The organism is Streptomyces pilosus (genome assembly GCF_014649835.1).
GTDB classification, from domain to species: Bacteria; Actinomycetota; Actinomycetes; order Streptomycetales; family Streptomycetaceae; genus Streptomyces; species Streptomyces pilosus.
In genome coordinates, this window is record NZ_BMTU01000009.1 from 292,649 (window position 1) to 304,867 (window position 12,219).

Annotated in this window: 13 protein-coding genes; 9 read left to right on the forward strand and 4 right to left on the reverse strand. The window is 74.3% G+C overall.

Translation table 11 applies throughout. From position 1 onward, the window contains the following. Positions 1–9 precede the first annotated feature (9 nt). Positions 10–2,274 carry an ATP-binding cassette domain-containing protein gene (locus IE118_RS22985; RefSeq protein WP_189559888.1) on the reverse strand — a complete coding sequence of 755 codons (2,265 nt, stop codon included), beginning with the start codon at positions 2,272–2,274 and terminating at the stop codon, positions 10–12. Between the two features lie 10 nt (positions 2,275–2,284). Beyond that, positions 2,285–3,910, reverse strand: a complete 1,626-nt coding sequence (locus tag IE118_RS22990) for an ABC-F family ATP-binding cassette domain-containing protein (RefSeq protein WP_189559889.1) — start codon at positions 3,908–3,910, stop codon at positions 2,285–2,287. Positions 3,911–4,224: 314 nt separating this feature from the next. On the opposite strand from IE118_RS22990, the gene IE118_RS22995 reads away from it, so the two are divergent. Next, complete coding sequence (locus IE118_RS22995; protein WP_189559890.1) at positions 4,225–4,869, forward strand: GOLPH3/VPS74 family protein; 645 nt, start codon at positions 4,225–4,227, stop codon at positions 4,867–4,869. Between the two features lie 82 nt (positions 4,870–4,951). Continuing rightward, positions 4,952–5,794, forward strand: coding sequence for an isocitrate lyase/PEP mutase family protein (locus IE118_RS23000; protein ID WP_189559891.1), 843 nt, complete (start codon positions 4,952–4,954; stop codon positions 5,792–5,794). A 7-nt stretch (positions 5,795–5,801) separates the two neighbouring features. Here the strand turns inward: IE118_RS23000 and ssgD are convergent, their stop codons facing one another. Then, positions 5,802–6,215 carry a spore wall synthesis regulator SsgD gene (ssgD, locus tag IE118_RS23005; protein ID WP_189559892.1) on the reverse strand — a complete coding sequence of 138 codons (414 nt, stop codon included), beginning with the start codon at positions 6,213–6,215 and terminating at the stop codon, positions 5,802–5,804. A gap of 224 nt (positions 6,216–6,439) precedes the next feature. Here ssgD and IE118_RS23010 point away from each other — a divergent pair, with 224 nt between their 5' ends. The 4 genes from IE118_RS23010 (at position 6,440) to mmpA (ending at position 8,980) form a co-directional block, all read left to right on the forward strand. Beyond that, positions 6,440–7,585 carry a WD40/YVTN/BNR-like repeat-containing protein gene (locus IE118_RS23010; RefSeq protein WP_373303214.1) on the forward strand — a complete coding sequence of 382 codons (1,146 nt, stop codon included), beginning with the start codon at positions 6,440–6,442 and terminating at the stop codon, positions 7,583–7,585. A 70-nt stretch (positions 7,586–7,655) separates the two neighbouring features. Continuing rightward, positions 7,656–7,979, forward strand: a complete 324-nt coding sequence (locus IE118_RS23015) for a plasmid stabilization protein (protein WP_189559893.1) — start codon at positions 7,656–7,658, stop codon at positions 7,977–7,979. 79 nt (positions 7,980–8,058) lie between these two features. Next, positions 8,059–8,754: an endonuclease V gene (locus IE118_RS23020; protein ID WP_189559894.1), complete on the forward strand. Its 696-nt coding sequence runs from the start codon at positions 8,059–8,061 to the stop codon at positions 8,752–8,754. 79 nt (positions 8,755–8,833) lie between these two features. Beyond that, positions 8,834–8,980, forward strand: a complete 147-nt coding sequence (gene mmpA / locus IE118_RS23025; RefSeq protein ID WP_189559895.1) for a morphogenic membrane protein MmpA — start codon at positions 8,834–8,836, stop codon at positions 8,978–8,980. Positions 8,981–9,001: 21 nt separating this feature from the next. Here the strand turns inward: mmpA and IE118_RS23030 are convergent, their stop codons facing one another. Beyond that, positions 9,002–10,189 carry a saccharopine dehydrogenase family protein gene (locus IE118_RS23030; protein WP_189559896.1) on the reverse strand — a complete coding sequence of 396 codons (1,188 nt, stop codon included), beginning with the start codon at positions 10,187–10,189 and terminating at the stop codon, positions 9,002–9,004. A gap of 90 nt (positions 10,190–10,279) precedes the next feature. On the opposite strand from IE118_RS23030, the gene IE118_RS23035 reads away from it, so the two are divergent. From IE118_RS23035 to IE118_RS23045, 3 genes are all read left to right on the forward strand, one after another. Further along, a complete protein-coding gene (locus IE118_RS23035) occupies positions 10,280–10,660 on the forward strand; it encodes an MmcQ/YjbR family DNA-binding protein (RefSeq protein WP_189559897.1) in 381 nt (126 codons plus the stop codon). A gap of 125 nt (positions 10,661–10,785) precedes the next feature. Further along, on the forward strand, positions 10,786–11,967 hold the full coding sequence (locus IE118_RS23040) for a CaiB/BaiF CoA transferase family protein (protein WP_189559898.1): 1,182 nt from the start codon (positions 10,786–10,788) through the stop codon (positions 11,965–11,967). Beyond that, on the forward strand, positions 11,964–12,219 hold a 256-nt coding region (locus IE118_RS23045), incomplete at its 3' end, for a thiolase family protein (protein WP_506417152.1). The genes IE118_RS23040 and IE118_RS23045, both read left to right, overlap by 4 nt.

Sequence of the window (12,219 nt, forward strand, 5' to 3'; positions counted from 1 at the left end):
GTGACCGCCTCAGCGTACGGCCCGCCGCAGATGCTCCGCCGTGAAGGACCCGTCGGCGTGCAGCAGCCGGGCCGGCGTGCCCTCGAACACCACGCGGCCGCCGTCCCGCCCGCCGTCCGGACCGAGGTCGATCACCCAGTCCGCGCGGGCGACGACGTCGAGGTGGTGCTCGACCACGATCACCGTGTTGCCCGCGTCCACCAGCCGGTCCAGCAGGGCGACGAGACCGTCCACGTCCGCCATGTGCAGCCCGGTCGTCGGCTCGTCCAGCACGTAGACCACGCCCTTGCGGTGCAACCGGGTGGCCAGCTTGATCCGCTGCCGTTCACCGCCCGAGAGAGTGGACAGCGGCCGGCCCAGGGCGAGGTAGGTGAGGCCCACGTCCCGCAGGGCGCGCAGCCGGCGCCGTACGCCCGTGTCGTCGAAGAAGTCCAGCGCCTCCTCGGCGGTCATGGCGAGCACGTCGGCGACGGAGCGGCCCCCGACGGTCAGCCGCAGCACCTCCTCCTTGAACCGCCGTCCCTCGCAGGCGGGGCAGGTCGTGCTCACCGGGTCCATGAAGGCCAGGTCGGTGTACAGGAGCCCGCGGCCCTCGCAGGTCCCGCAGGCGCCGTCGGAGTTGAAGCTGAACAGTCCCGGCTCGGTCCCGGTCTCCCGCGCGAAGACCTTCCGCACCGTGTCCATGATCCCGAGGTACGTCGCCGGGGTGGACCGCGCCGAGACGCCGATCGAGGACTGGTCGACCACCACGGCGTCCCGGTGCTCGGCGGTGAACGCGGCGACCAGGGTGCTCTTGCCCGAACCGGCCACCCCGGTCACGGCGGTGAGCACCCCGGCCGGGAACCGCACGGTGACCTCCCGCAGATTGTGCCGGTCGGCCCCCTTCACCCACAGCTCGCCCGTCGCCTCCCGCACCGCGTCCTTGACCCGCGCACGCCGTCCGAGGCACCGTCCCGTCGGGGTGCCCGAGGCGGCCAGCTCCCGCGGGGTCCCCTCGAAGACCACGCGGCCGCCCCCGGCGCCCGCGCCCGGTCCCATGTCGACCACGTGGTCGGCCAGCGCGATGACGTCCGGGTCGTGCTCGACGACCAGCACGGTGTTGCCCTTGTCGCGCAGCCGCAGCAGCAGTTCCCCGAGACGGTGCACGTCGCGCGGATGCAGTCCGGCGCTCGGCTCGTCGAACACGTACGTCATCCCGGTCAGGCTCGATCCGAGGTGCCGCACGGTCTTCAGCCGCTGCCCCTCGCCCCCCGAGAGCGTGCTCGTCTCCCGGTCCAGGCTCAGATAGCCGAGCCCGATCGCCTCGATCCGCTCCAGCGCGGCGACGGCGGCCCCGGCGACCGCGCGCGCCACCGGATCACCGATCTCCCGCAGGACCGCGATGAGATCGGTGACCTGCAGGGACGCGCAGTCGGCGATGGACCGGCCGGCGATCCTGGAGGCCAGCGCGGCCTCGTTCAGCCGCGCGCCCCCGCAGGCCGGACAGACGCCCTCGGAGAGGAACTCCCGCACGGTGTCACGGGTCCTCTGGCTCATCCCCGCCAGGTCCCGCTTCAGGTACAGCCGTTCGAAGCGGTCGGCGAGCCCTTCGTACTCGGTGGTCCAGGTGCCGCCCGTGCCGTTCACGGTGACCTTGCTGCCGGGGCGTCCGCGCATCAGGAACTCCCGCTCGGCCGCGGTGAACTCACGCACCGGCTTGTGCGGGTCCAGCTCGTCGCTGTTGGTGTACGCCTGACCCTGCCAGGTCCCCGCGGCGAAGGGCGGGAAGCGGACCGCCCCCTCGGCGAGGGAGCGGTCCGCGTCCAGGACGCGGTCCCAGTCCGGCCGCACGGTCCGGCCCAGACCGTCGCACGCGGGACACATGCCCGACGGGTCGTTGAACGAGTACGCCGTCGCCGCCCCGGCGCTCGGTGTGCCGTGCCGGGAGAACAGCACCCGCAGCACCGCGTACACGTCCGTCATCGTGCCCACGGTCGAACGGGAGTGGCCGCCGACCGGCCGCTGGTCGACGACGATCACCGGGGTCAGGCCCTCCATGGCCTCCGCGTGCGGCCGCTCGTACTTCGGCAGCCGGTTGCGGACGAACCAGGTGAACGTCTCGCTCAGCTGCCGCTGCGACTCGACCGCGATCGTGTCGAAGACGACCGACGACTTCCCCGACCCCGAAACGCCGGTGAACACCGTCAGCCGGCCCTTCGGGATGCGGAGCGTGACGTCCTTGAGGTTGTTCTCCCCGGCTCCGGTGAGGGTGATGTACGCGCTGGACTGGCTCATACCGCCGACGCTAGGAGGAATACCCGACAGCTTCCGTCCCGATTTCCTTCAGCTCTCCCTCCTCCATCAGCACCCACCGGGTGACGCCGATCGACTCCAGGAACGGCATGTCGTGACTGGCCACGATCAGGGCCCCCTCGTACGACTCCAGTGCCGTGGTGAGCTGCCGGACGCTCGCCATGTCGAGGTTGTTGGTCGGTTCGTCCAGCATCAGCAGCTGCGGCGCGGGCTCCGCCAGCATCAGCGCGGCCAGCGCCGCCCGGAACCGCTCGCCGCCGGAGAGCGTCGCCGCCTTCTGGTCGGCGCGCGCCCCCCGGAACAGGAAGCGGGCCAGCCGGGCCCGCACCCGGTTGTTGGTGGCGCCCGGGGCGAACCGGGCCACGTTCTCGGCGACCGTCAGCTCCGGGTCGAGGACGTCGAGGCGCTGCGGCAGGAACCGCAGGGGCACCTGGACCCTCACCTCGCCCGACACCGGTTCGAGCTCCCCGGCGATCGTCCGCAGCAGCGTCGTCTTGCCCGCGCCGTTGCGGCCGATCAGCGCTACCCGCTCCGGGCCGCGCAGGTCGAAACCGCCGTGCGCCCGGCCGCCGTGGGCGAGCTCCAGGTCCATGAGGGTGAGCACGCCCCGGCCCGGCGGTACGGCCGTGTACGGCAGGTCGACGCGGATCTCGTCGTCGTCCCGCACGGCCTCCACCGCGTCGTCGAGGCGCTCCCTGGCGTCGGCCAGCCTCTCCTCGTGCATGATGCGGTGCTTGCCCGCGGACTCCTGTGCCGCGCGCTTGCGCGCCCCCATGACGATCTTCGGCTCGCGCTTCTGCTCGAACATCTTCTGCCCGTACCGCTTGCGGCGGGCCAGTTTGACCTGGGCGTCCACCAGTTCGCGCTTCTGCTTGCGCAGGTCCGCCTCGGCGACGCGCACCATGCGCTCGGCGGCCTCCTGTTCGACGGCCAGGGCCTCCTCGTACGCCGAGTAGTTGCCGCCGTACCAGGTGATCCCGCCGGAGCGCAGGTCGGCGATCTGGTCGACCAGGTCCAGCAGTTCACGGTCGTGGCTGACCACGATCATGACGCCCGGCCAGTCCGCGACGGCCGCGTACAGCCGCCGGCGGGCATACAGGTCGAGGTTGTTGGTGGGCTCGTCGAGCAGCAGGACGTCCGGCCGGCGCAGCAGCAGCGCCGCGAGCCGCAGCAGCACCGACTCGCCGCCCGACACCTCCCCGACCGTGCGGTCGAGACCGATGTGTCCGAGGCCGAGCCCGCCGAGCGTGGCCAGGGCGCGCTCCTCGACGTCCCAGTCGTCGCCGAGGGTCTCGAAGTGCTCCTCGGCCACGTCGCCCGCCTCGATGGCGTGCAGGGCCGCCCGCCGGGCGGCGATGCCGAGCGCCTCGTCGACCCTCAGCGCGGTGTCGAGCGTCACGTTCTGCGGCAGGTAGCCCACCTCTCCGGCGACCCGGACGGCTCCGCCGGCCGGGGTGAGCTCACCGGCGATCAGTTTCAGCAGGGTGGACTTGCCCGACCCGTTGACCCCGACGAGGCCGGTGCGGCCGGGGCCGAAGGCGGCGTCGAGGCCTTCGAAGACGGCGGTGCCGTCGGGCCAGGTGAAGGCGAGAGAGGTACAGGTGAGGGATGGTGACATACGGGCCTCCGCGGTTGCTCGGGGCGATCAGGGGCAAACGCGTATCGAGACACCGCGGGACGACGACCGGCAGCCGGAGGGAAACCGTGGGCAGAGGAAGAGCCCTGTTCCGAAGGGTCCGCAAGGACGGCTCGCACGCCGAGGTCGCACGCTGCGCACACACCTGAGCGGTGTGACGCGGTGTCTCAGAACCTCAGACGAGCAACGTCCTTCTCCATTCGACGGCAACAGAACCGATGCAGACGCTACGAGCGGCCGATCCGGCTGTCAACGCCTTTTCCGGACCGCGACGTCACCGCCCCCGAGGAGGCTCCGTGCCCAACGGCCCGCTGTCACTCCCGGCCCGTCTCTGTCTGGCGGCCTGGGACACCGACCCGCAACGGCTGGCCCCCCTGGTGCGGGCCGGCGCCCTCGCCGAGCTGGCCCGGCGCGGACTGCTGACCGACGACGAGGGCATCGCCACCCCGCTCGACCTGGACTCCCGCACCGGGGACCCGGTCCTGGACGGGCTCCTGGAGCTGGTCAGCGAGTCCTTCCCGCACCGCTGGCGCGCCTGGGTGACCCTGCACGCGCGGCACACCTTGGACGCGGTCCGGGAGCAGCTGGTGGCCGAAGGCTTCGTGCGCGCCGAGAAGCACCGGGTGCTCGGGGTGTTCCCGTCGGTCGACCACGTCCTGGCCGACACCGCCCGCGCGGACGCCCTGCACCGTGAGGCCCGGCCGGCCCTGACCGGTCCGGCACCGGCCGAGCAGGTGCCCGAGCCGCTCGCGACCGCCCTCGCGCTGGCCACCGCGGCGGGCCTGCCGCCCGCACCGCACGGCTCCTTCGAGGAGAGCCGTGCCGAGGCCCTCACCCGGCGCGCCGCGGCGTCCGCCCCCGGATTCGGCACCGTCCTGGGCGACCTGCGGGCGGGCCTCACCGAAGCGGCTCCGCTGTCCGCGCTGACCAGGGGCCGCTGACCCGGCGGACCGCGGCGCCGGCCGCACGCGTGTGTCGGATTCCTGCCAGCGGCGAGGCCCGTCCGCTGGTTGAGTGACCCGCATGACGAACCACACCGCCGGACTCCGTGACCGCGCCCTCGCCTTCCGCTCCCTGCACCTCCCCGGACGCCCGCTGGTCCTGCCCAACGCCTGGGACGTCGCCAGTGCCCGGCTGGTGGAGGACGCGGGCGCCGGCGCCGTGGCGACCACCAGTGCCGGGGTCGCCTGGGCCCGCGGCGCGGCGGACGGGGACCGGCTGGACCGGGAGCGTGCCCTGCGGGCCGTGGCGGAGATCGTCCGGGCCGTCCGGGTGCCCGTCACCGCCGACATCGAGAGCGGCTACGCACCGGACCCGGAGGGTGTGGCCGGCACCGTGCGCGCCGTCCTCGCCGCGGGTGCGGTGGGGGTGAACATCGAGGACGCCGCCCCGCGGGGCACCGGCCGCGGCCCGCTGCGCCCGGCCGGGGAGCAGGCCGAGCGGATCGCCGCCGCGCGCGCCGCCGCCGACGCGGCCGGCGTCCCGCTGTTCGTCAACGCCCGCGTCGACACGTTCCTGCGCGGTGCCGGGGGAGTGGACGACACGCTGGAGCGCGCCGCCGCCTACCTGGCCGCGGGCGCCGACGGGATCTTCGTCCCCGGTACCGTCGACCCGGGGACGATCGAGGAACTGGCCGGCGGGATCCGCGCCCCGCTGAACGTGCTGGCCGGCCCCGGCGCACCGCCGGCCGGCGCACTGGCCGCCATGGGTGTGGCCCGCGTCAGTGTCGGTTCCGCCGTCGCCGAGGCCGCGTACGCCGTGGTCCACCGCGCCGCGCGGGAGCTGCTCGGGGCAGGGACGTACGACGCGCAGACCGGCGGCCTGGCGTACGGAACGCTCAACGAGCTGATGGGGCAGGACGCCTGACGTACCGTCAGGCGTCGCGCATCAGCTCCGCGAGGCGGTGGTCCAGGTCGAGCCGGAGGTGTTCCAGGCCGGTCGGCACCAGATCGCTGGTGGCCTCGAGGAACCGCCGCACCTCGCCCGAGCGGACGTGCACGACGGCGGTCCCCTCGGGCGCGTGGAACTCCAGCACGGTGCGGTCGTACCCGTACGGGCGCACCCGCACGTCGCCGAGCCCCTCGGGTCCGCTCAGCCCCGCGGCGAGCAGCTCCCGGGCGAAGGTCCAGCAGACCTCGACGCCCTCCAGGGTGGCGGGCGCGGGGAAGGTCATGCGGACGGCGAACGGGTCGTCGCGGTCGTAGTGCAGCGTGGCGGGGATGTTCGGCATCCGTGGCGCGGCGGCGACCAGACGGGCCTCTACGGGTTGCTCGATGACGGTGGACAACGCCTTGCTCCCTCGTGACGGCTGGACGGGCTTCCGGGCGGATCCGTGCGACTACTGGATGAGACGACGGAATCCGCCAATCCGTGCACACGAACAGCGAGTGACCTCTGTCACCGCCTTCATGCGCCCCGGTGACACGCCTCCTTCCCGCGTGTCCCCGCCGTACCCGTGCGCTCCGGAGGCGCTCTGGACGGCGCCCCGGCGGTGGGCTAGCTTCGCCCGCCATGAGGCGCTCGGGGAGCACGCGACGGACGGGACGGACGCGACGCACGGGAAGGGCGGGGAGGATCCGCCGTGGGACCGCCCTCGGGGCCGCGTGCGCGGCGGTCCTGGCCGCCCTCACCGCGGTGCCCGCGCAGGCACAGCGGGCACAGGGGGCGGAAGCCCGCGACGGGGCGCCGCACTGGTCCCTCAAGGACACCGGCACCCCGGACGTCAGGTTCCGCGGCCTGGCCGCCGTCGGCCGCGGCACCGCCTGGGTCGCCGGAACCCGCGGCACCGTCCTGCGCACCACCGACGGCGGCCGCACCTGGCGGAACGTGTCCCCGCCGGGTGCGGGCGAGTTGCAGTTCCGGGACATCGAGGCGTTCAACGCCCGGCGGGCCGTGGTGCTGGCCATCGGCGAGGGCGAGGCGTCCCGCGTGTACCGCACCGACGACGGCGGAGCGACCTGGACGGAGTCGTTCCGCAACACCGACGCCCGCGCCTTCTACGACTGCCTCACCTTCTTCGACCACCGCCACGGACTGGCGATGAGCGACCCGGTGGACGGGAAGTTCCGCATCCTGTCGACCCGTGACGGAGGACGTTCCTGGACCGTGCTGCCCGACGCGGGGATGCCCCCGGCGCTGGACGGCGAGGCCGGCTTCGCGGCGAGCGGCCAGTGCCTGGTGTCCTCCGGCCCGAAGGACGTCTGGCTGGCCACCGGCGGAGCGGCCCGCGCCCGGGTGCTGCACTCGGCCGACCGCGGCCGCACCTGGAAGGCCACCGACACCCCGGTGCCCGGCGGCGACCCGGCCCGGGGTGTCTTCGCCCTGGCCTTCCGCGACCGCTCCCACGGCCTCGCCGTCGGCGGCGACTTCCGTCCCGGGCAGCCCTCCGCGGACGCCGCCGCACGTACCTCCGACGGAGGCCGCAGCTGGCGCCCGGCCGCCGCCTCCCCGGCCGCCTACCGCTCGGGCGTCGCCTGGCTCCCGCACAGCCGCACCGCCGCCCTCGCGGTCGGTCCGACCGGCACCGACCTCACCACCGACGCCGGCCGCACCTGGCGGACCGTCGACACCGGCTCGTACGACACCGTCGACTGCGCGCGCGACCACGGCTGCTGGGCGGCGGGGGAGAAGGGGAGGGTTGCCCGCCTGGAGCACTGACGGGTGCGGCGGGCCATTGCCGCTGACAACGTGGGTACCCGTTCGCGTACACGAGAGGAAGTGAGCGGACATGCCACGCGGTTCCAGCCCCAAGCGGGAGCGTCAGTACGAGCACATCAAGGAGAGCGCCGAGGACCGGGGCGAGAGCACCGGACGCGCCAAGGAGATCGCCGCCCGGACGGTGAACAAGGAGCGCGCCCGGTCCGGCGAGTCCAGGACCGCCAGCCGCACCTCGACCCAGGACCTGTCGTCCGGGAAGCGCGGCGGCCAGCGTTCCGGCAAGGGCTCCCAGGGCCCCACCCGCGACCAGCTGTACGAAGAGGCCAAGAAGCGGAACGTCGAGGGACGTTCGAGCATGAACAAGAGCCAGCTCCAGCGCGCGCTCGGCAAGTGAACCCGCCCCCGCGCGGAGGCCCCGGCCCCCCGGGACACCCTCCGTGCGGAGCGCGCCCGCCGCGTAGGCTCGGGGCACCATGACGACCGAACCCGTACCCGCCGACCGGCCCGTCTCCGCATCAGAGGCCCGCGCGGTCCAGGACGCCCTCCGCGGGCGGGTGGTGCTCGACGAGACGGGCCCGCCGCCCGGGACGGGCCGGGTCACCGGAGTGGACGTGGCGTACGACGACGAGCGGAACCTCGTCGCGGCCGCGGCCGTCGTCCTGGACGCGGCGACCCTGGACGTCGTCGCCGAGTCCACGGCCGTCGGCCGGATCTCCTTCCCGTACGTCCCCGGACTGCTCGCCTTCCGCGAGATCCCCACCGTGCTCGCCGCCCTGGAAGCGCTGCCGTGCCCGCCCGGCCTGGTGGTCTGCGACGGCTACGGACTCGCCCACCCCCGCCGCTTCGGACTGGCCTGCCACCTGGGCGTGCTCACCGGCCTGCCGACGATCGGCGTCGCCAAGAACCCCTTCACCTTCACCCACGCCGCACCCGGCACCCCGCGCGGCAGCACCGCGCCGCTGCTCGCCGGGGATGAGGAGGTCGGCAGGGCGCTGCGCACCAGGGACGCCGTCAAACCCGTCTTCGTCTCCGTCGGCCACCGTGTGAGCCTGGACAACGCCTGCGCCCACACCCTCGCCCTGACCCCGGCCTACCGCCTCCCCGAGACCACCCGCAGGGCGGACGCCCTGTGCCGCCGCGCACTGGCGGAGATCACCCCCGCCGCCTAGGGGACACCTGGCGGTACCCGGGTGGGAACTGAGTACGCGTACGGATGTTCGCCCGGGCCGGTCCGGGCAGGCTGGCCGCATGACAACACACCGTGCAGACAGGCGCGTTGCCGTCGACGGACGGCCCGTCGGGCGGACCGTGACCGTCGGGCTGGCCCTCGCCGTACTGGCCGGGCTGGGCTGGACCGCCGGAATGATCTACACACTGGTCGCGTGGCCGATGTGAGCCGCCCGCCCGGCCGCGTCCTCAGCGGGTCGCGGCGACCCGGAAGCGGATGCCCGCCGCCCGCAGGCGGTCGATCAGCGCGTCGCCCATCGCCACCGCCGTCGTGACCTGCCCCGCCGCCGGCGGCAGGTCGTCGAAGGCCAGACTGAGGGCGCCCTCCGCCAGCATCTTCGCCGTCTCGTCGTAGCCGGGGTCGCCGCCCGCCACCTCCGTGTACACCCGCAGGCCGCCGCCCTCGCCGACGAAGCGGACGGAGAAGCGGCTCCGGGCGCGCTTCTCCGGCCCCGGCCCGTCACCGGGCCTGAGGCGGTCGGAAAGCCGGCGCCGCAACGACGGCACCTGCGCGGCCGTGACCAGCGCGCCCACGGCCGCCACCCCGCCCACCGCCACCGGCAGACGGCGCACCGCCGCGTAGTGCCGGTAGCGGAAGTCGGGGCCGTAGCGGTCGAGCGCCCTGGCCGAGCGGCGCACGATCTGCCCGTCGATCGTCGGCAGCGGCAGGGCCCAGGCGCCGACCTCCGGCGCGTAGCGCGGCGCTCCCAGGGGCGCCGAGGCCCGGCGGTCCACCAGCCGCGGTTCGTGGTGCCTGCGCTCGCGGGCCGCCGCGCGCAGGCCGCGGTGCCGGGCGAACTGGTTCAGCGCCGAGGCGAACGTCCCGCCCGAGAAGGCGGCGTCGGCGGTGACGAACCCGTCCACGGTCAGCGGCACCCCCTCCGGCAGCTGCCGCACGGTGAAGTACGCGCCCAGGTCGTGCGGCACCGAGTCGAAGCCGCACGCGTGCACCAGCCGCGCCCCCGTCTCCCGCGCGCGGGCGTCGTGACGGACGTACATCAGGTCCACGAACTCCGGTTCGCCGGTGAGGTCCACGTAGTCGGTCCCGGTGTCCGCGCAGGCGGCGACGAGTTCCTCGCCGTACTCCACGTACGGGCCCACGGTCGTGGCGACCACCCGCGCCTGCTCGGCGAGGGCCCGCAGGGAGGCCGGATCGGACACGTCCGCCCGCAGCACTCCGATCTCCGCCCCGCCGGGCAGCCGCTCCCGCAGCCGCTCCCGCAGCCGCTCCAGCCGGCCGCCACTGCGGCCGGCGATCGCCCAGCGCAGTCCGTCGGGGGCGTGGGCGGCCAGGTACTCCGCGGTCAGTGTCCCGACGAAGCCGGTCGCTCCGAAGAGCACGATGTCGTACGGACGGTCCGTGTTCAGCCTGCTCATGACACCCCTTGGTCGTGCAGCCGCGCCGCTGTCGGTGGCCGAGGCTAGCGTGAGGGGTGCGGAGCCCGACGACGAGCCCGGAGGTAACCGATGGCCGTGTCCCCGAACGCCCTGAAGAAGTGGGAAAAAGTGCGCGACCACGCCCTGGGTCTGCCCGGAGCCGCCGAGGAACACCCCTGGGGCGAGAGCGTCGCCAAGGTCAACGGGAAGGTGTTCGTCTTCCTCGGCGTCCGCGACGGCAGTTACCCCCTGGGAGTGACGGTGAAGCTCACGGACGAGACGGCGCACGCCCACGCGCTGGCCTGCCCCGGCGCCGAACCCGCGGGGTACGGCCTGGGCAGGGCCGGCTGGGTGAGGATCCCCCTGGAGATCAAGGGCGCGCCCCGGGCGGACCTGCTGTGCGACTGGGTGGAGGAGAGCTACCGCACCATCGCTCCCAGGCGGCTGGCCGCCCAGCTCGACCCGCACTGACCGGCGCGGGGACGCGCCGCGCCGTACAGTGGCCAAGCGCTTGCTCGCCCGGTCTTGTGCCGGGTGGACGGCGTTCCTAACATCACAGGTGTTACACCAGTGGTGTCACAGCTGATGGGGGCTCGATGACGGAGGTCAGGACGCCGGCACACGGCCCGCTCACCGGCGTGCGCGTGGTGGAGCTGGCCGGCATCGGGCCGGGCCCGTTCGCCGCCATGCTCCTGGCCGACCTGGGCGCCGACGTCGTCCGGGTGGACCGCCCGGGCGGCCCCGGCCTGGGCATCGACCCGGCGCGCGACGTCACCAACCGCAACAAGCGCTCCGTGATCGTCGACCTCAAGGCCCCCGAAGGCCCCGCCCGCGTCCTGGACCTCGCCGAGCGCGCCGACGTCCTCATCGAGGGCTACCGCCCCGGCGTCGCCGAGCGCCTCGGCATCGGCCCCGCCGACTGCCACGCCCGTAACCCCCGTCTGGTCTACGGCCGCATGACCGGCTGGGGCCAGCAGGGACCCCTCGCCGACCGGGCCGGACACGACATCGCCTACATCGCCCTCACCGGCACCCTCGGCATGATCGGCGACCCGGACCGGCCCCCGGCCGTCCCCGCCAACCTGCTCGGCGACTACGCGGGCGGCTCCCTCTACCTCGTCGTCGGCGTGCTCGCCGCCCTGCACCACGCGCGCGCGAACGGCACCGGACAGGTCGTCGACGCCGCCGTCGTGGACGGCACCGCCCACCTCTCCGCCATGATCCACGGCATGCTCGCCGCCGGCGCCTGGCAGGACCGGCGCGGCGCCAACCTCCTCGACGGCGGCTGCCCCTACTACGGCACCTACGCGACGGCCGACGGGCGGCACATGGCGGTCGGCGCCCTGGAACCGCGGTTCTACGCCGAGTTCCTGCGTCTGCTCGACCTCGACGACCTGACGGGGGCCCACACGGACCCCGCCCGCTGGCCGGAACTGCGCGAGCGGGTCACTGCCCGGTTCAAGGCGCGCACCCGTGACGAGTGGACGGCCGTCTTCGAGGGCTCCGACGCGTGCGTGGCGCCCGTGCTGTCCCTCGGCGAGGCCCCGCACCACCCGCACCTCGCCGCCCGCGGCACCTTCACCGACCACGGCGGCATCACCCAGCCCGCACCCGCCCCGCGGTTCTCCGCGACCCCGGCCGGCATCCGCACCGGACCCGCCCTGCCGGGCGCGGGCGCCGACGAGGTGGCCCGCGACTGGGACCTGCCCCGCCGCGCGGACCCGGCCCCCTCGACCTCCCGCGAGCCCTCGAACCCTCAGCGAAAGGCCTCCTCGTGAGCACCGAAGCGTACGTGTACGACGCGATCCGCACCCCGCGCGGGCGCGGCAAGGCGAACGGCGCCCTGCACGGGACCAAGCCCATCGACCTGGTCGTCGGGCTGATCCACGAGATCCGTGACCGCTTCCCCGGCCTGGACCCGGCCGCCGTGGACGACATCGTCCTGGGTGTGGTGGGTCCGGTCGGCGATCAGGGCTCCGACATCGCCCGCATCGCCGCCATCGCGGCCGGACTGCCGGACACGGTGGCGG